The sequence below is a fragment of the Streptomyces sp. NPDC000134 genome, from assembly GCF_042899225.1.
GTDB lineage: Bacteria > Actinomycetota > Actinomycetes > Streptomycetales > Streptomycetaceae > Streptomyces.
In genome coordinates this window covers 309,555-327,696 of record NZ_JBIAZN010000004.1, presented here as the reverse complement: position 1 = coordinate 327,696, position 18,142 = coordinate 309,555, and the positions used below count along the sequence as shown (strand labels likewise).

General features: G+C 75.2%; 16 protein-coding genes and 1 riboswitch. Of the genes, 9 read left to right on the top strand and 7 right to left on the bottom strand.

Annotated features, from left to right (window positions below; genetic code table 11):
* Positions 1 to 45: 45 nt before the first annotated feature.
* Positions 46 to 693 carry a sulfite oxidase-like oxidoreductase gene (locus ACFY32_RS08410; RefSeq protein ID WP_390673744.1) on the top strand — a complete coding sequence of 216 codons (648 nt, stop codon included), beginning with the start codon at positions 46 to 48 and terminating at the stop codon, positions 691 to 693.
* 21 nt (positions 694 to 714) lie between these two features.
* On the opposite strand, the gene ACFY32_RS08405 is transcribed toward ACFY32_RS08410, so the two are convergent.
* From ACFY32_RS08405 to thiO, 5 genes are all read right to left on the bottom strand, one after another.
* Entirely contained in the window at positions 715 to 1,599 is an 885-nt protein-coding gene (locus ACFY32_RS08405) for a deoxyribonuclease IV (protein ID WP_390673743.1), read from the bottom strand.
* A gap of 78 nt (positions 1,600 to 1,677) precedes the next feature.
* Positions 1,678 to 3,609, bottom strand: coding sequence for a Stk1 family PASTA domain-containing Ser/Thr kinase (pknB, locus tag ACFY32_RS08400; protein ID WP_390673742.1), 1,932 nt, complete (start codon positions 3,607 to 3,609; stop codon positions 1,678 to 1,680).
* Positions 3,610 to 4,011: 402 nt separating this feature from the next.
* Positions 4,012 to 4,806: a thiazole synthase gene (locus ACFY32_RS08395; RefSeq protein WP_390673741.1), complete on the bottom strand. Its 795-nt coding sequence runs from the start codon at positions 4,804 to 4,806 to the stop codon at positions 4,012 to 4,014.
* Positions 4,807 to 4,809: 3 nt separating this feature from the next.
* The gene (gene thiS / locus ACFY32_RS08390) at positions 4,810 to 5,010 is read right to left on the bottom strand and encodes a sulfur carrier protein ThiS (protein ID WP_190208350.1); all 201 of its coding nucleotides are present in this window, start codon (positions 5,008 to 5,010) and stop codon (positions 4,810 to 4,812) included.
* On the bottom strand, positions 5,007 to 6,194 hold the full coding sequence (thiO, locus tag ACFY32_RS08385; RefSeq protein ID WP_390673740.1) for a glycine oxidase ThiO: 1,188 nt from the start codon (positions 6,192 to 6,194) through the stop codon (positions 5,007 to 5,009). Before thiO ends, thiS begins: the two co-directional genes overlap by 4 nt.
* Positions 6,192 to 6,303: riboswitch (TPP riboswitch) on the bottom strand. (Overlaps the previous gene by 3 nt.)
* 135 nt (positions 6,304 to 6,438) lie before the next feature.
* Between thiO and ACFY32_RS08380 the strand changes: the two genes are divergently transcribed.
* The 5 genes from ACFY32_RS08380 (at position 6,439) to ACFY32_RS08360 (ending at position 11,012) form a co-directional block, all read left to right on the top strand.
* Entirely contained in the window at positions 6,439 to 7,680 is a 1,242-nt protein-coding gene (locus ACFY32_RS08380) for an FAD-dependent oxidoreductase (protein ID WP_359193061.1), read from the top strand.
* Between the two features lie 64 nt (positions 7,681 to 7,744).
* Positions 7,745 to 8,110 (top strand): Rv2175c family DNA-binding protein, encoded by a 366-nt coding sequence (locus ACFY32_RS08375; protein WP_359193058.1) that lies wholly within the window; start codon positions 7,745 to 7,747, stop codon positions 8,108 to 8,110.
* A 222-nt stretch (positions 8,111 to 8,332) separates the two neighbouring features.
* Positions 8,333 to 9,025 carry a thiamine phosphate synthase gene (gene thiE / locus ACFY32_RS08370; RefSeq protein WP_390673739.1) on the top strand — a complete coding sequence of 231 codons (693 nt, stop codon included), beginning with the start codon at positions 8,333 to 8,335 and terminating at the stop codon, positions 9,023 to 9,025.
* A 65-nt stretch (positions 9,026 to 9,090) separates the two neighbouring features.
* On the top strand, positions 9,091 to 10,014 hold the full coding sequence (gene metF / locus ACFY32_RS08365; RefSeq protein WP_359193052.1) for a methylenetetrahydrofolate reductase [NAD(P)H]: 924 nt from the start codon (positions 9,091 to 9,093) through the stop codon (positions 10,012 to 10,014).
* Between the two features lie 56 nt (positions 10,015 to 10,070).
* Positions 10,071 to 11,012: a hypothetical protein gene (locus ACFY32_RS08360; protein ID WP_390673738.1), complete on the top strand. Its 942-nt coding sequence runs from the start codon at positions 10,071 to 10,073 to the stop codon at positions 11,010 to 11,012.
* Positions 11,013 to 11,042: 30 nt separating this feature from the next.
* On the opposite strand, the gene ACFY32_RS08355 is transcribed toward ACFY32_RS08360, so the two are convergent.
* Positions 11,043 to 12,545 (bottom strand): phytoene desaturase family protein, encoded by a 1,503-nt coding sequence (locus tag ACFY32_RS08355; RefSeq protein WP_390673737.1) that lies wholly within the window; start codon positions 12,543 to 12,545, stop codon positions 11,043 to 11,045.
* 707 nt (positions 12,546 to 13,252) lie between these two features.
* Between ACFY32_RS08355 and ACFY32_RS08350 the strand changes: the two genes are divergently transcribed.
* The 3 genes from ACFY32_RS08350 (at position 13,253) to ACFY32_RS08340 (ending at position 15,416) form a co-directional block, all read left to right on the top strand.
* Positions 13,253 to 13,816 carry an SAV_6107 family HEPN domain-containing protein gene (locus ACFY32_RS08350; protein WP_359193043.1) on the top strand — a complete coding sequence of 188 codons (564 nt, stop codon included), beginning with the start codon at positions 13,253 to 13,255 and terminating at the stop codon, positions 13,814 to 13,816.
* Between the two features lie 139 nt (positions 13,817 to 13,955).
* Entirely contained in the window at positions 13,956 to 14,735 is a 780-nt protein-coding gene (locus ACFY32_RS08345; RefSeq protein ID WP_390673736.1) for a methyltransferase, read from the top strand.
* A 279-nt stretch (positions 14,736 to 15,014) separates the two neighbouring features.
* Positions 15,015 to 15,416: a DUF3040 domain-containing protein gene (locus ACFY32_RS08340; protein ID WP_359193038.1), complete on the top strand. Its 402-nt coding sequence runs from the start codon at positions 15,015 to 15,017 to the stop codon at positions 15,414 to 15,416.
* 205 nt (positions 15,417 to 15,621) lie between these two features.
* Here the strand turns inward: ACFY32_RS08340 and ACFY32_RS08335 are convergent, their stop codons facing one another.
* Complete coding sequence (locus ACFY32_RS08335) at positions 15,622 to 18,015, bottom strand: DUF3488 and DUF4129 domain-containing transglutaminase family protein (RefSeq protein ID WP_390673735.1); 2,394 nt, start codon at positions 18,013 to 18,015, stop codon at positions 15,622 to 15,624.
* Positions 18,016 to 18,142: the final 127 nt, after the last annotated feature.

Genomic DNA, 18,142 nt, shown 5'->3' with positions numbered 1-18,142 from the left:
AGGACCCGTTCGGGGGCATCGCCACCGGTCTGTCAGGATGGGTACATGGGTCAGCCGCTGGGACAGGAACCGGGAGAAGGGACGTCAGGGGGACCGGTACAGCCCGATCTCCCGCCGGGACAGCGGCTCCAGCGCGGCTGGCCGGTCACGCACTACGGTCCGGTCCCCAAGTTCCGGCCCGAGCGCTGGGAGTTCCGGGTCTTCGGCGCCACCGCCGACGGCGGCAAGCGCTGCTGGAACCACGAGGAGTTCACGGCCCTGCCGTACACCACCGTGGTGGCCGACCTGCACTGTGTGACGAAGTTCAGCATGGTCGGCGCCGAGTGGGGCGGCATCCCGGCCGCCACCGTCCTCGACCTCGCCCCGCCCGCGCCCGGCGTCACCCATGTGATGGTGTGGGCCGAGTACGGGTACAGCGCCAATGTGCGGCTGTCCGACTTCGCCGCCGGGACCACCCTCTTCGCCACCCACAAGGCCGGCGAGCTGCTCACCGCCGAGCACGGCTTCCCGCTGCGCCTGGTCGTTCCCCACCTGTACGCCTGGAAGGGCCCCAAGTGGGTCCGCGGCGTCGAGTACATGACCGCCGACCGCCGGGGCTTCTGGGAGGAGCGCGGCTACCACAACGTCGGCGACCCCTGGCGGGAGCAGCGGTACTCCTACCAGGAGGAGCCGGGGGAGGGGCCCGAGCTGTAGGGCGCTGAGCTTGCGGGGGTTTCAGCCGTCCCGGAGCTTCTTCAGGCGCTCCACGTCCGCCGCGTGGCCCTCCTTGCCGCCCGGTGTCTCGATGACCAGCGGTACGCCCTCGGTCGCGGGGTGCGTCATCAGCGCGCGGAACGGGTCCTCGCCGATGTGGCCGGCGCCGATGTTGGCGTGCCGGTCCTTGTGGGCGCCCACCACGTCCTGGGAGTCATTGGCGTGGATCAGCTTCAGCCGGCCCGCGCCGACCGTGTCCACCAGCAGGTCCAGCGTCCGGTGGGCGCCGGCCGGGCCGGTCAGGTCGTGCCCGGCGGCGAAGATGTGGCAGGTGTCCAGGCAGACCCCGAGCTTCGGATGGGCGTCCAGCGCCTCGAAGTACGGGCCGAAGTCCCAGGTCCGCGAGCACAGGGAGGCACCCTGCCCGGCGGTGGACTCCAGCAGCAGGTACGGGTCGTCGTCGTGGGTCAGCTCGTCCAGCAGCGGCAGCAGGTGCGCGCGCACCTGGGCCAGGGCCACCGACCGGTCCCGGCCGCCGGTCGCGCTGCCGGTGTGCACGACCACGCCGAGCGCGCCGATCTCCCGGCCGCGGCGCAGCGAGTGCCGCAGCGATTCCACCGACCGCTCCACGGTCGCCTCGGTGTGCGAGCCGAAGTTGATCAGGTAGGGGGCGTGCACCCACGCGGTGACCGACTCCGCCGCGCAGGCGGCGCGGAACGCCTCGTCCTGCCGGGGGTTGCCCACCGGGGTGGCCCACCCGCGCGGGTTGGCGACGAAGACCTGGACGGCCTCGGCCTTCAGCTCACGGGCGTAGGACAGTCCCACGGAGTGCAGTCCGCCGGCCACGGGGACGTGGGCGCCGACGGGGTTGCGGGGGGAGGGCGGGGGCGGGGGTGAAGTGCTCATGTCCCGATCCAGGATGCCAGGCTCCGTGCGGTGACCACGTACGGGGCCGCACGCGCGATCGATCCGGAGCGGGGCGGGTCAGCGGATCGTCAGGGTGATCGTCGAGCCCTTCGGGGCGGTGTCGCCGCCCTCGACGGACTGGCTCTTGACGGTGTCGCCGAACAGCCCGAGCAGCCCGCGGTCCTCGTCCACCTCGAACCCGGCCGCCTTCAGCTCCTCCTCGGCGTCGTCCACGCTGTCGCCGACCACGTCCGGGACCTCGATCATCTCCGGGCCCTTGGACAGCGTCAGCGTCACGGTGTCGCCCTCGGCGACCCGGCTGCCGTCGGCCGGGGCCTGCCGGGCGACCTGCCCGGCCTCGTGGTCGTCGGAGGTGACCCGCTCGGCCGCGACCTTCACCTTCAGGCCGGCCTCCGCCAGCTCGGCCCGCGCGTCGCCGAGGTCCTCGCCGGTGACGTCGGGGACGTCCACCGGGCGGCCCTTGCTGACGGTGAGGGACACCGCCGAACCGGCCCGCACCGTCGTGCCCGCCTTCGGGCCGGTGGCGACCACGAAGCCCTTGGGGACGTCCTCGCTGAACGCCTGGGTGACCATGCCCGGCTCCAGCCCGTCCTGCTTCAGCACGGACCGGGCCCGGTCCAGCTTGTAGCCGCTCAGATCGGCCACCTCCACCGTCCGGGGGCCGTCGGAGACGGTGAGCGAGACGGAGTCGTTGCCGCGGATGCGGGTGCCCGCCGCCGGGTCGGTGCTGATGACCGCCCCGCGCTTCACCGTGTCGCTGTACGCGTGCTCGACGTCGCCGACGTCCAGGCCCGCGTCCGCCAGCCGGTCCTTGGCCTGCGCCTCGGTCTTCTCCAGCAGCGGCGGGACCTGGGTGAACTGCCCCGAGTTGATGTACCAGACGCCCGCGCCGACGCCCAGCGCCAGCAGGACGGCGACGACGACGGCGAGCGGACCGCGCCGGAGCGCCGGGACCCGTCGCCGCGGGGGCTCCGGCGGCGGGGGCGCCAGCCTGCTGGTGCGGTGGAAGGCGTCCGTGGCCTCGTCGTCCTCGTTCACCGGCAGCGGCCGCACGGCCAGGGAGCGCGGGAGCACGCTCGTACGGTCGTCCGCGGTGTCGTGCCCCTCCGCCAGCGCCTGCGGCGGTACGGCGTCCAACTGCTCGTCGGTCAGCGCGCCGCGTGCGCGGCGGGCCCCGGCGAGCAGCGCCACCGCGTCGTACGGGCGGATCTCCGGGTTCCGGGCGGTCGCCGAGGCGACCAGCTCGTCCAGCTCGAACGCGAGGCCCGGCACCAGGGCCGACGGCGGCGGCACGTCCTCGCCCAGGTGCTGGTAGAGCACCTGGGCGGGGGAGTCCCCCTGGTGCGGCTTGGCGCCGGTCAGCATCTCGTACAGGACGACACCGCACGCGTACACGTCGACGCGGGGGTCGGCGGTGCCCTGCTCGATCTGCTCGGGCGCCAGATAGGAGACGGTGCCGAGGACCGCGCCGGTGCTGCTGGTGACCGTGTCCACGGCCCGGACCAGCCCGAAGTCGGCGACCTTGACCCGGCCGTCGTCCCCGATCAGCACGTTCTCCGGCTTCATGTCGCGGTGCACGAACCCCGCGCGGTGCGCGGCGCCGAGCGCGGCCAGCACCGGCTCCAGGATGTCCAGCGCGGCCCGGGGCTGCAGCGCCCCGCGCTCGCGCAGCAGGTCCCGCAGGGTGCAGCCGGAGACGTACTCCATCGCCAGGTAGACGTACCCCGCGTCGGTGCCCTGGTCGAAGACCTGGACCACGTTGGGGTGGGCGAGCCGGGCGACCGACTTGGCCTCGCGGATGAACCGCTCGACGAACGTGCCGTCGGCGGCCAGCGTCGGGTGCATCACCTTCAGCGCGAGCACGCGGTCGAGGCGGGTGTCCACGGCCCGGTAGACCGTGGCCATCCCGCCGACCGCGATCCGCGCGTCGACGCGGTACCGGCCGTCGAGCTGTCGCCCGACCAGAGGGTCCTGAAGGGTCGTGTCCACGCAGGCGAGTCTACGAGCCGGCACCGACACCGGGCCGGGCCCGGCCGCGGCGGGCCCGGTACTGGAGCGGAGCTGTGACGCAACACACCCCCGGACGCGGGGCCGCGCGCCGCGCGGTGCGCCGCGCCCGCCGGTCCCGTGGCGCGGATCACCGCGCCACTCCCGGCCCGCAGCCGTCCCGGCGCCGCGCCGGGACGGCTCCGCTCCGGTCCGTGGCCGGGTCGGGCCCGCTCCGGTCCGTAGTCGGGTTCGGTGCCGCGTCGGGGGCGGCTTCGCTTGGGTCCGTGGCCGTCCCGGTGCCGCATCGGAGGGGCCCGTTTCGGTCCTCAGGCGGGTCCGGCGTCGGGGACGGCTCCGCTTCGGTCCGTGGCCGTCTCTGGCGCCGCGTCGGGGCGGCTTCGCTCAGAAGGCGGGCCGTTCCGGGTCCAGTGCGGCGCGGCCCGCCGTCGGCGAGGACGGCTCGGCGAAGTGCCGGCGCGGAATCCGCCCGGCCCGCCTGGCGAGCCGGCCCGCCTCCACCGCGTGCCGCATCGCCTCCGCCATCAGCACCGGCTCCTGCGCCCGTGTCACCGCCGAGGCGAGCATCACCCCCGCGCAGCCCAGCTCCATCGCCAGCGCCGCGTCCGACGCCGTACCGGCCCCGGCGTCCAGGATCACCGGCACGCACGCGTGCTCGACGATCAGCTCGAAGTTGTGCGGGTTGCGGATGCCCAGGCCCGAGCCGATCGGCGAGCCCAGCGGCATGACCGCGGCGCAGCCCACGTCCTCCAGCTTGCGCGCCAGCACCGGGTCGTCGTTGGTGTACGGCAGGACGGTGAACCCGTCGTCGACCAGTGTCTCGGCCGCGTCCAGCAGTTCGATCGGGTCGGGCAGCAGGGTCCGCTCGTCGGCGATGACCTCCAGCTTGACCAGGTCGGTGCCGAGGGCCTCGCGGGCCAGGCGGGCGGTCAGGACGGCCTCCCCGGCGGTGAAGCAGCCCGCCGTGTTGGGCAGCACGCGGATGCCGAGCCGCTCCAGCACCGACAGCACCGAGCCGTGCACGGAGGGGTCCACGCGGCGCATGGCGACCGTGGTCAGCTCGGTCCCGGAGGCCACCAGCGAGCGCTCCAGCACATCGAGGCTGGGCGCCCCGCCGGTGCCCATGATCAGACGGGACGTGAAGGACGTACCGCCGAGGACGAAGGGGTCGTCGGCCATGGGTCAGCCTCCTTGGACGGCGGTGAGGACTTCGACGCGGTCGCCGTCGGCCAGCGCCGTGGACGACCACCGCGCACGCGGGACGACGGTCTCGTTGAGGGCGGCGGCCACCCCGGAGGGCGCCTCGGTGAGCGTGCGCACCAGGGCGTCCAGGGCCGTGCCGGGAGCCACCTCGCGCGGCTCCCCGTTGACCGAGATGTTCATACGGGCTGCTCCGTGGGGACGTCGGCGGCGTCGAAGCGCCGGGGGGTGAAGGGGCGGGCCTCCTCGGGAAGCTCGCCGCTGGTCAGCAGGTGGGCCATGACGTCGCCGGTGACCGGGGTGAGCAGGACGCCGTTGCGGAAGTGGCCGGTGGCCAGCAGCAGCCCGTCCAGCGCGGTCGGGCCGAGCAGCGGCGCGTTGTCCGGGGAGCCGGGCCGCAGCCCCGCCAGGGTCTCCGTCAGGGGCAGCTCGGTGATGCCCGGCACCAGCTCGTGGGCGTCGCGCAGCAGCTCGTACACCCCGCCGGCGGTGACGGTGGTGTCCCAGCCCAGTTCCTCGCTGGTGGCGCCGACGACGAGTTCGCCGCTCTCCCGGGGCACCAGGTAGAGCGGGTTGCCGCGGACCACCGCGCGGACCGTGCGGTGCAGCAGCGGCGGCCGGTCCGCCGGCATGGCCAGCCGCAGGACCTGCCCCTTCACGGGCCGTACCGGCGGCAGGACCTCCTCCGGAACGCCCGTGAGCCGCCCGCTGAGGCTGCCCGCGGCCAGTACCACCCGGCCGGCCGGCAGCGCCGTGCCGTCCTCGGTGACCACGCCCGTCGCCCGGTCCCGGACCACGGTCAGCCGCTCGGCGCGCACCCGGTGCAGGACCACCCCGGCCCGTTCGCAGGCGGTCACCAGGGCGCGGGCGAGCCGCCGGGGGTCGATCTGGTGGTCGCCGTCCACCCGCAGCCCCCCGCGCACGCCCGGCGCGAGCATCGGCTCCAGGCGGCGGCACTCACGCCCCGACAGCCACTCCGCGTCGAGGCCCGAGCGGACCTGGAAGGCGTGCAGCTCCCGCAGGTGGGCGCGGTCGTCGGCGTCGAGGGCGACGGCCAGGGTGCCGCACCGGCGGTACCCCAGGTCGTGCCCGGTCGCCTCGGCCAGCTCGGCCGCGAAGGCGGGGTAGCGGCGGGCCGAGGCCAGGTTCAGCGCGAGCAGGGTCTGCTCGCCGTAGTGCAACTCGGTGACGGCGGCCAGCATCCCGGCCGCCACCCGGGCCGCCCCGCCGCCCGGCGCGGGGTCGACCACGGCCGCGGCCAGCCCGCGCTGCGCGGCCCGCCAGGCGGTGACCAGGCCGATGACGCCGCCCCCGACGACCAGGACGTCGGGGACACGGGGGTTGCGTGCGGATCGCTCGGACGACATGGGTGTCCAGCCCCTCCCTTCGCCGGCATGACCCGGATCAGGTTCGTACGGTCGGAGGCCGCCAGCCTCCCTCTCAGCCCGGTGCGTCCGGGCTCCCGCGAGTGCGTTACGTCGGCCACCCTAACCGTTCGGTCTCCGCGCCGGTAAGGGAGCGTCCCGGCGGCCGGCCGGGCGGGCCGGCTGTGCAGCACATCACCCACCGTGCCGCCTGACTGACGTTCCGTCAGGTGTCTATGGTGATCAGGTGAGCGATCAGACGCAGGAACGGGCGGAGTCCGCGCGGCGGCGCGTGGTCGTCGTGGGAGCGGGCATGGCCGGCGTGCAGACGGCCGTCGCCCTGCGCGAACAGGGGTTCACCGGCACGGTGACCCTGATCGGCGCGGAGCCCCACCAGCCCTACGACCGGCCCCCGCTGTCCAAGGCCGTCCTCCTCGGCACCGCCGAGGGCTCCGCCTTCGACGTCGACTTCGAGGCGCTCGGCATCGAGGTCCGCCTCGGCTGCGAGGCCCTGGGCGTCCGCCCCGACGCCCGCCTCCTGGACACCGCCGCGGGGCCGGTGCCGTACGACGCCCTGGTTCTGGCCACCGGCGCCGAACCGGTCCGGCTGCCCGGCACCGAGAGCGTCCCCGGCGTCCATCTGCTGCGCACCCTGGACGACGCCGAGCGGCTGCGCCCGGTGCTCGCCCGCCAGCACGACATCGTGGTGGTCGGCGCGGGCTGGATCGGCGCCGAGTTCGCCACCGCCGCGCGGGAGGCGGGCTGCGCGGTGACCGTCGTGGAGGCCGCCGCCCGGCCGCTGGCCGGCGCGCTGCCCGCCGACGTGGCGGCGCCGATGGCCCGCTGGTACGCCGACGCCGGTGCCGTCCTGCGCACCCACGCACGCGTGGCCCGCGTCGAGCCCGGCGCGGTGGTCCTCGGCGACGGCACGCGCGTGCCCGCCGGCGCGGTCGTCGTCGGCATCGGCGCCCGCCCCGCCACCGCCTGGCTGGCCGGTTCCGGCATCGCCCTCGGCGCGCACGGCGAGGTCCTCGCCGACGACCGGCTGCGCACCTCGGTGCCGGACGTCCACGCGGTCGGCGACTGCGCGTCCTTCCCCTCCGGCCGGTACGGCGAGCGGCTGCTCGTGCACCACTGGGACAACGCCCTCCAGGGGCCGCGCACGGTGGCCGCCGACATCGTCGGCGCCGGCACCGGGCAGGAGCCGCCGGTGTACGACCCGGTGCCGTACTTCTGGTCGGAGCAGTTCGGCCGCTTCGTGCAGTACGCCGGGCACCACACGGCCGCCGACACCACGCTCTGGCGCGGTGACCCGGCCGGCCCCGCCTGGACGGTGTGCTGGCTGCGCGGGAGCCGGCTGGTCGCCCTGCTGGCCGTCGGCCGCCCCCGCGACCTCGCCCAGGGCAAGCGGCTGATCGACGCGGGCACGCCCGTGGACCGGGGGCTGCTGGCCGACCCGGCCCGGCCGCTGAAGGCGGCGGTGGCGTAGTCCGTCCGTCCTGGCCGGACGGGTCCGGCTTCCTAGTGTCAGTGGCAGATGGCAGGCTTGATACGTGACCGAGATTGACGCAAAGATCGATGCTCTCGTCCCCGCATGGCTCACCCTGCCCGACATCGCCGAGATGTTCGACGTGGAGGTGACCCGCGTCCGGCAGTTGGTCAAGGACGGCCAGCTCATCGCCGTACGCCGCGGGGAGAACCGCGCGCTGCACGTGCCCGCCGCCTTCATCGACGGGGACAAAGTGGTCAAGGGCCTGTCCGGGACCCTGACGCTGCTGCGTGACGACGGGTTCACGGACGAGGAGATGCTGGAGTGGCTCTTCACGCCCGACCCGTCCCTGCCCGGCACCCCCGCGCAGGCGCTGAGCGAGAATCGCGGCACGGAGGTGAAGCGCCGCGCCCAGGCGCTCGCCGTCTGACCCGACCGACCACCCGGTGTGCGGGCCGCGCCCCTGAGGGGACCCGGCCGGTACGCCGCCGAGGACCGGCGCCGCCCGCGCCGGGCGCCACCGACGCGTGACGCACCGGAGCGGGCGCGCCGCCGACACCGGCGCCAGCCGACACCGGCGTCGCCGCCGGGTGTGCCACCGGGGGCCGGTGCCACCCGTCGGCCCGCCATTCGACCAGAGGGGGATTCCCGTATGCCCGTGACCGCCGACCGCGGGGGCGCCACCGCGCGTGAGCGACTGGCCGACGCCCGGCTGTACCTCTGCACGGACGCGCGCAAGCGCCAGGGCGACCTGCCGGAGTTCCTGGACGCGGTGCTGGCCGGCGGCGTCGACATCGTGCAGTTGCGGGACAAGGGCATGGAGGCCGCCGAGGAACTGGAGCACCTGGCCGTGTTCGCCGACGCCTGCGCCCGGCACGGCAAGCTGCTCGCGGTCAACGACCGCGCGGACGTCGCCCACGCCGCCCGCGCCGACGTCCTCCACCTCGGCCAGGGCGACCTGCCGGTGCCCGCCGCCCGCGCCCTCCTGGGCGAGGACGTCCTCATCGGCCGCTCCACCCACGCCGAGTCCGAGGCCGCCGCGGCGGCCGCGCAGGACGGCGTCGACTACTTCTGCACGGGCCCGTGCTGGCCGACCCCCACCAAGCCCGGTCGCCACGCCCCCGGCCTGGACCTCGTGCGCTACACGGCCGGGCTGGGCACCGGCCGCCCCTGGTTCGCCATCGGCGGCATCGACCTCGGCACCCTCGACCAGGTCCTGGACGCGGGCGCCCGCCGGGTGGTCGTCGTCCGCGCGATCACCGAGGCCGGTGACCCGGGCGCCGCGGCGGCCGAGTTCGCCAAGAAGCTGCGCGGCGCCGGTGATGTCCAAGGGGTGGACAACTAATGGACAATTCGGACGATCTTCCGTCTCCGGTTGGGGGACCGGCGCCCCCTGGCTAACCTGCCGGTATGGCCCTCGGAACCGCGTCCACCAGGACTGATCGCGCACGCACCGTCCGCGACATGCTCGCGTCCGGCAAGACGACGTACTCGTTCGAGTTCTCCGCGCCGAAGACCGCCAAGGGCGAGAAGAACCTGTGGAGCGCGCTGCGCAGGGTGGAGGCGGTCGCCCCGGACTTCGTCTCCGTGACATACGGAGCGGGCGGTTCCACCCGGGCCGGCACGGTCCGGGAGACCGAGCAGATCGTCGCCGACACCACGCTCACCCCGGTCGCCCACCTCACCGCGGTCGACCACTCCGTCGCCGAGCTGCGCAACATCATCGGCCAGTACGCCGACGCGGGCATCCGCAACATGCTCGCCGTGCGCGGCGACCCGCCCGGCGACCCCACCGCCGACTGGGTGCCGCACCCGCAGGGCCTGACCTACGCCGCCGAGCTGGTCGAGCTGATCAAGGAGTCGGGCGACTTCTGTGTCGGCGTGGCGGCCTTCCCGGAGATGCACCCGCGCTCCGCCGACGCGGACACCGACGTGGCGCGCTTCGTCGACAAGTGCCGGGCCGGCGCCGACTACGCGATCACCCAGATGTTCTTCCACCCCGAGTCGTATCTGCGCCTGCGCGACCGGGTGGCGGCGGCAGGGTGCGCGACCCCGATCATCCCCGAGGTCATGCCGGTGACCAGTGTGAAAATGCTGGAAAGGCTGCCGAAGCTCAGCAACGCCTCGTTCCCGGCCGCGTTGAAAGAACAGATCCTCGGAGCAAAGGACGATCCGACCGCTGTACGCTCCATTGGCATCGAGTTCGCCACGGAGTTCTGCGCGCGACTGCTCGCCGAGGGTGTGCCCGGACTGCACTTCATCACGCTCAACAACTCCACGGCGACGCTGGAAATCTACGAGAACCTCGGCCTGCACCAGCCACCGCGGGCCTAGACCGGCCGCACGTACATGCGACACACTGCGTAACGGTCACTGGGAGAGGGGCGTACATGGGCTGGACGGTCCTCTACATCGCGTTCGGCGGCGTCGCGCTGTGGCTGCTCGGTGAGGTGCTGCTGCAGTACAAGGCGCGGCTGCGCTGGCGGCTGCTGGCCTTCGCCGGCTTCCTCGGTGTCGTGGCCGGAGTGCTGATCCAGTCGGTCGTCGTCATCGGACTGGGCGCGGCGGCCTTCGCGGTCGGCCAGACCTACGTCACCCTGTCGTTCCGCCGCGGCTTCGCCTCCGGCTGGGCGGTCAACGCCCCGGCCGGACTCGTCGGCGGCAAGCGCCGCCGCCCCGAACGCGCCCGGCAGGAACCGGCGTCGGAGGTCTCGGGGCCGGAAGCGGCCGGACCCGGTCACGGCGCCCACGACGGCCACACCCCGGAGTCCCACGCCGCCGACGCCTACGGCCACGACTTCGACCCGGACGACGTCTTCACGCCCGTCCGCCCCGCCGACCCCGCGGCCGCGGAGACCACCGCCGTCTACGAACCGCAGCCGATGCCCGAGGACTCCGGCTCGTACGACACCTACGGCGGCGCCGGCTACGGCCACGACCAGCACGCCCCGGCCGCCTACGACTACTCCGGCTACCCCCAGCAGGAGTACGGCTACGACGGCGCCGGCCAGCAGCAGTACGCCGCCTACTCCGACCCGTACATCGGCACCCACACCTACGGCGGGGCCCCGTACGACACGGGGTACGACACCGGCACCGGGGCGCAGCAGTACCCCCCGCCGGATTACCCGCAGGACCCGTACGCCACCGGCGGCTACGGCGGCCAGACCCCGGCGGGCGGCGTCTGGGTGCCGCAGCAGCGCACCACCGACGACGCCTACGGCGGCGAACTCCCGCCCGAGCAGCCGTACCCGCCGTACCACGGCGACGGCCAGGGCCAGAGTCAGGGCCAGGGCCAGGGGCACGGCTTCGACGAGCAGTACCGCTTCTGATCCTGACGGAGGGTCACCGGGGCCCGGTCCTCACCGCGAACCCCGGAACTCCGGTCCCTCCACGATCAGTCCGGCCACCAGCGCGCCCGACATCCCGGCGTGCGGCAGGCCGCCGCCCGGATGCGACCAGCCGCCGACGGTGAACAGCCCCGGTGCGCGGGTGCCGTTCGCCGGGTGCAGCAGCCGTCCGCCGGCCGCGGCCAGCGCCGGGGCCGGCACCGCGCCGCCCGCCGCGCCGGTCGCCTCCTCGATGTCGGCCGGGGTGCGCACCTCGTGCCAGAGCAGCCGGTCGCGCAGCCCCGGTATCGCGGCCTCGGCGGCGGCGATCAGGTCCTCGGCCCGGCCGCCGGGCTCCGCGCCGGCGCCGGAGGCCGCCGGCACCGCCGCCGAGAGCACGACCGCCTCGTGCCCGGTGTCGGGGACCAGCGCCGGGTCGTCCGGCCGCAGCACGGTCACCGTCGGACGCGCGGGCGCGCCCGGCGCCGGTCCGAAGAGGGACGCCAGCTCGGCGTCCCGGTCCGGCGCGTGCACCACCGTGCGGTGCGCGACGCCCTCGGGACGGGCGCCCCGCAACGCCAGCAGCACGGTGAGCCGGCTCGCCGCCGACCGCCGCGCCGGGACCTCGTCGGCACCGCGCGCCACCAGGTCACCGGCGACACGGTCCAGGACGCCCGGTGCGACACCGGCGACCACGAAGTCGGCTTCCGCGACCTCGCCGCCGGCCAGCTCCACACCGGCGGCCCGGCCGTCCTTCTCCGCGACCGCCGTGACCTCGGTGCCGAAGCGGAACTCCACCTTGCGGGCCAGGCACCGCTCGTACACCGCCCGCGCCAGCTCCCGCAGCCCGCCGCGGACGTACCACGTGCCGAAGGCGTGCTCCATGTAGGGCAGGACGGCCGCGCTCGCCGGGGTGGTGCGCGGGTCCAGCCCGTACGCCAGGGCGTGGCTCTCCAGCAGGGCGGCCAGCCGGGGGTCGCGCAGCTCCCACGCGCCGACCTCGGCGAGCGTGCCGGCCCGGCGGGTGCGCAGCAGCCGCCTGTGCGGCACCGCCGGGTAGGGCTCGCGCTCGGCCAGCACCCGCCAGTTCGGCCACAGGGGCTCTTCCAGGAGTGGTCTGCGGGTGCGGTCCCAGGCTTCCCGGGCCCGCACCAGGAAGTCGCCCCAGCGCTGCCCGGCATCCGCCCCGAGGGCCGTGTCCAGGGCGGCGACGACGCCGGCGCGCGAGGCGTTGGGCAGCGCCGCCCCGGTGCCGTCCGCGAACACGTGCCGGGCGCTGGGGTCGACCTGCACCGCCTCGACGCGGCTCTCCAGCGGCTCCTTGCCGGTCTTCAGGAACAGGTCCCGCCAGACCGCGGGCAGCGGCAGCAGACCGGGGCCGGTGTCGAAGCGGAAGCCGTCCCGCTCGAAGCGGCGCACCGCCCCGCCGTACGTCGCCGTACGCTCGTACACCACCACCCGGTGGCCCGCGACGGCCAGCCGGGCGGCGGCCGCCATCGCGCCCATCCCGGCGCCGATCACCGCAATCCGTGCCATGCCAGGGACTTTATCGGCCACCACCGACAGTCCCGCCCGCAGGGGCCCTGACCTGCGGCGATGACCGGCAGTGCCGGGACGGGGGAGTATCGGAGCGGACGTGTTGCGCCCCGGGCGGTGTCGCGGGGGTGTGGGGAGGGGTACGCAGGGGTGAGTACGCGTACCTAGCCGGACAGTTGAGTAGCCGCGCGGATGGGGTCCCACCTGCGCGGACGAGAGAGTGAGGGCACGGAGAGGGGCACGGTCCGGCACCGGCGACACGGGGCGCCGGAACGGACCGGGCCCGCGATCCGCTCCTTCCGCCGGCCGCGGTCGGCGGGAGCGAGGCACGGGGGAACCCGGGGGACGACCGAGAAAACGGGGGAACCACGGGGGAGCAACAGGGAGCGCCGGTCGGCGATGGCCCGCGGGGGACGCGGCCACGGCGGACCGGCGCTCTCCCCGTTGCCGCGGGACGGGCTTCGGCGGCCCCCGCTCCGCGATGAGCGTGCCGACCTGCCGCCTCGCGGTGCTTCTGCCGAGCGACCGCGTTGCGGCCGGCGGCACCGCCCCTCCACGGCCCTGGGCGCCCAACAGCCCGCCCGATTCCGCATCCACGCCCTCGTCCGGGGCAAAAGACCAGGTCACAACGGATTGTCAGTGCCATACCGCACGATGGGCACATACAGCACTACGTGTGCTGTGACAGCGACGACAGGAGGTTCGTCATGGCCAACTCGTCCGCAGCAGCCGCCCGTCGGCGCCGCGCATCCGGCCCTGCCCCCTCACTGACCGGACCGGCGAGCGACGTCCACCCGGTGCTGCGCCGGGCCACGGCCCCGCCCGCCGCTCTCGACCTGCTCGCCCAGGCCCGCGCCGGACTGGACGAGGCCACCGTCCTCGAAACCCCCAACGAGCGGTACGCGCAGGCACACCTCGCCGCCCTGCGCACCGCCGCCGCCGTGCTCGCCGCGCGGGGGCGCCCCGAGACCACACCCCGGGCCCGCGCCCGCATCCGGAGCGCCTGGGAAGTGCTCCCCGAGATCGCGCCCGAGCTGTCCGAGTGGAGCGCGCTGTTCGCCTCCGGGGCCCGGCGCCGGGCCCGCGCCGAGGCGGGCATCAAGGGCGCGGCCAGCGGCCGGGACGCCGACGACCTGATCCGGGACGTGGCGATGTTCCTGCGCCTGGTGGAGCGGATGCTCGTCCTCCAGCCGGTCCTGCCGCAGCCCCGCCCCGACACCGACCGGCCGGGCACCGGCACCCCGGGCCGAGACATACCGGACGCGGGATGAACCGGCCCGCCCCGCCCCGCCCGCCGGGGTGACCAGGCACGGCGGCCGAGGCAATAGGGTGGAGGGCGCCTGAAGCCCGCCTGCCCCCGCCGCACCCCGGCCGGGGAGGCACCCCGTTCGCGCCGAGGAGTCAACTGCCGTGTCGGACCCGTCGCGCCCCCGCGCCTCCCTCCGTACCGCCGTGGTCTGGGAGGTCCTCCAGGACGCCCTCGACCGCCGGGTCAAGGCCACGGGCCGGCAGGCGCTGGACGTCCTCGACACCGGAGGCGGCAGCGGCAACTTCGCCGTGCCCCTGGCCCGCCTCGGCCACCGCGTCACCGTCGTCGACCCCAGCCCCAACGCGCTCTTCGCGCTGGAGCGCCGGGCCGCCGAGGCCGGCGTCGACGACAAGGTGCGCGGCGTCCAGGGCGACGCCCACGGCCTGTTCGACGTGGCCGAGCGCGGCGGCTACGACGCGGTGCTCTGCCACGGCGTCCTGGAGTACGTCGACGACCCCGCCGAGGGCGTCCGCAACGCGGTGGCCGCGCTGCGCGCCGACGGCGTCCTCAGCCTGCTCGCCGCGGGGCTCGGCGGCGCCGTGCTGGCCCGCGCCCTCGCCGGGCACTTCACGGAGGCCCGGCAGGCCCTCGGTGACCCGGACGGCCGCTGGGGCTCGGGTGATCCCGTCCCGCGCCGCTTCACCGCCGAGCAGCTCACCGGGCTGGTCGAGGGCGCCGGCCTGCGGGTCGGTGCCGTGCACGGGGTGCGGGTCTTCGCCGACCTCGTTCCCGGCGTGCTGGTGGACACCGAACCGGGGGCCCTGGACGCGCTGCTGAAGCTGGAGGCCGCCGCGGCGGAACTGCCGGCCTTCCACTCCGTGGCCACCCAGCTCCACGTGCTCGGTGAGACCGGTGGGACCGAAGGGATGCCAGGGACCTGAGTCACCCCCGGGACCGTGCCGCTGATCAGCGGGTTGCGGGCACATGGAGTACGCCACAGGCCCCCCGAACGGGGGCCCGGCGCCGTATGATCGAGGGAGACCGCCCGGCATGACGGGTCGGCCGCCGGGGAATGGGAACCTCAGCGAGCCGGGACGGCCATGACGGAGTCCGGTTGGCCAATTGGCGTAGAGGGGCGGGTTTCACGGGGGCGATTCCCTGCCTATCCTGAAGGGACCCCCCCCGGGTCGCCCCGGCGACTGCACGATGAGGAGGACTCCGTGCCGCTCTCGGAGCACGAGCAGCGCATGCTCGAGCAGATGGAGCGAGCGCTGTACGCCGAAGATCCCAAGTTCGCGACAGCGCTCGAGGGAAGCGGGCTGCGTACGTACACCCGGCGACGGGTCTACCAGGCGGTCGCGGGCTTCCTCGTAGGTATTGCGCTCCTCATGGCCGGCATGGTCGCCCAGCAGGTCTGGCTCAGCGTGGTGGGATTCCTCGTCATGCTGGGCTGTGCCGTGCTCGCGGTGACCGGATGGCGCAAGGCTCCGAAACCGGGTGAGCAGCCCGCCGCCGGAGCGGCGCCCCACGCCCGCCACCAGGGACGTCAGCGGCGTTCCGTGATGGACCGCATCGAGGAGCGCTGGCAGCGCCGCCGGGACGAGCAGCAGGGCGGCCACTAGCCCGGCGGGCGCGCCGCAGCCGCACCCGGACAGACGTATGTGAGAGGGGTGACCACCGGCGAGGTGGTCACCCCTCTCACGCATGCCCCGGGGCGGCCGGGGCATGTCCGCCCGCCTCCGGGCCCCGAGCGGCGGGGAAACCCAGGCCCCGGGCCCGCGCCACGTCCGCAGCCGCGTGCGGGGGCGTCCGGCCCCCGCGGTCCGCTCAGCCCCGCTGTCTCAGGGGCCTGCGGGGCAGGTTCGGGCGGGCTGCCCGGACGCGGTGGCGCAGGGCGGCCCAGCGGGTGGAGACCGTCCATGCCGCGCGTACCGCCGAGCGGGGGGCGAAGCGGGCGCGGAGCCTCGTGCTCCGGCCGGATCTGGCGCGCAGCCCCGCGGCCACCCGCTGGACGTCGTCCGCGAGACCCGCCGTCCGGCGCGGCCGGGGAGCGTAGAGCACCTGCTCCACCGCGTCCGCCACCCGGTGCACCGCCTCCGCCGCCACCGGGTCCAGTTGCCCCAGCCGGATCATCCGGACCGCCGCCTTGCGCGGGGTCTGCGACTCGTCCGGCGCGATCCCGAAGTCCCACGCCGTGTCGGTCAGCTCCTGCCAGACCGCCAGGGTGTGCGCCACCGCGCCCGCCTCGCCGCGGCCGTGCGCCCCGAGCCGCACCGCACGGGCCCGCGTCCGCCACAGCATCGGCGACAACGGAACCGCCAGCACCACCAGGCCGGCCAGGGTCCACAGCAGCAGCGCGTACCACTTCGGGCCGTCGTCGCCCGCGGCGAGCGCCGCCTCGGGGGACTCGCTCTCACAGCCCTCCAGCTTCTTCTGCTGCGCGGTGCAGCCCTCGCTCGCCGAGGCCGACGCGGCGGGCGCCTCCGACGCCTCCTGCGAGGGCCGCGCCACGTCCGGCACGGAGGTGCCCGGGGCGTCCGGCACGGTGTACGCCGGTATCGAGCCACGGTTGGGGGTCGGCTCGAAGCGAGTCCAGCCGACGCCCTCGAAGTACAGTTCCGGCCAGGCGTGGGCGTCCCGCAGGCTCACCGACACCGAGCCGTCCGTCTGCGGGGAACCCGGCGCGAAACCGACCGCGACCCGGGCCGGTATGTCCAGGGAACGGGCCATCGCCGCCATGGCGAACGAGAAGTGGATGCAGAAGCCCTGCTTGTCCTTGAGGAACCGGGCGATGGCCTGGGAGCCGCTGCCCACCTGCACGTCGGTGTCGTACTCGAAGCCCCCGTTGACCGCGAAGTACTCCTGGAGCGCGACCGCCCGGTCGTAGGCGGTGGCCGCGCCCTCGGTGACCTCCCGCGCGGTCCTGGCCACCACCGGCGGCAGCGAGTCCGGCAGCTCGGTGTACTCGCTCTCCAGGGACGCCGGGGGCCGCGGCGCGGCGGCGAGCTGCTCCGCCGTGGGCCGCACCTGGAGGCTGCGCACCTCGTACGTCAGACCGCGGGTGTTCTGGCCGTGGTCGCCGACCAGGGTCATGCCGACCGGCTCGTACCGCCACTCGCCGCCGACCTGGACCCCGCTCGGCGGGTACGGCATCGGCAGCCAGTCCTGGGCGTACCAGTCCGCCGCCGAGACGGTGGCGGTCATCTCCGTGCGCTCGACCTCGGGGCCGAGGCCGGCGGGCAGCGGGAAGGTGCCGTCCGGCACGGCGACGATCTGCCGCTTGGACGGCTTCCAGGTGGTGCCGTCGAAGTCGTCCAGGGAGACGATCCGCAGGTACAGGTCGGAGATGTCGTTGGTCCTGGTGCGGACGGAGAGGACCTGGCGGTCCTCGTCCACGTTCAGGCTGTCGCGCAGGGAGACCAGCGGGTTCACCGCCGAGATGGTGCCGCCGCCCCCGCCGCCGGAGCCCATGCCGGTGCCGGTGCCGTCGAGCAGCCCGCCGTCCATCGCCGGCAGGGCGAGCGGCACGACCAGGGCGGTGCCGAGCGCGACCGCGCCGATCCGCCGGCCGGTGCGCACGGGTGCCGTCGCGCCGGCCGGTCCGCCGCCCGGGGTGCGCGGGACGCCGCCGAAGACGCGGCCCCACTGGGAGAACCGGTCCCGGCCCTCGATCAGCAGCAGCATCAGATAGCCGGCCGCCGCGACCAGGAACCACAGCCAGTCGGTGCCGCCCTCGGACAGGCCCGCCGCCACCGAGTACAGCGCCAGCAGCGGCAGCCCGGCCGGGGCGGCGCCGCGGAAGGTCACCGCGAGCGTGTCCACCAGCAGGCCGATCACCAGCACGCCGCCGACCAGCATCAGCCGGATGCCGTCGGACTCCAGGGGCGCGGGGATCGCGTACCGCGCGATGTCGTCGGCGCCCTGTTGCAGCAGGTCGGCGAAGTGCCGGAAGGTGCCGGGGCCGGGCAGCAGTCCGGCCGCCGCCTGCTCACGGGCGAAGACCAGGGTCAGCGCCAGCAGCCCCACCAGGGCCTGGGCCGCGACCGTCAGCGGCCGGGGCAGCGGCACCGTGCGGGCCGCCGCGCCCACCCCGGACTGGACGGCCAGCAGGAACGCGGCCTGGAAGATCCAGGTCGCCGGATCGACCAGCGGCAGCAGCGCGCACGACGCCATCAGCGTCGCCGCCCACGCCCCGAGCGCCAACCTCGCCCGCCCGCTCATCGCACACCTTCCCCGCCGCCGCCCGCCACGCGGCGGCCCGGCCGCCCGCGCCACCGGGACGCGCCCGGCGCCGATCGTGTCCGCCCGCGCCCCGGGGATGCCCCCGGCGCCGGCCTCGCCCGCCCGC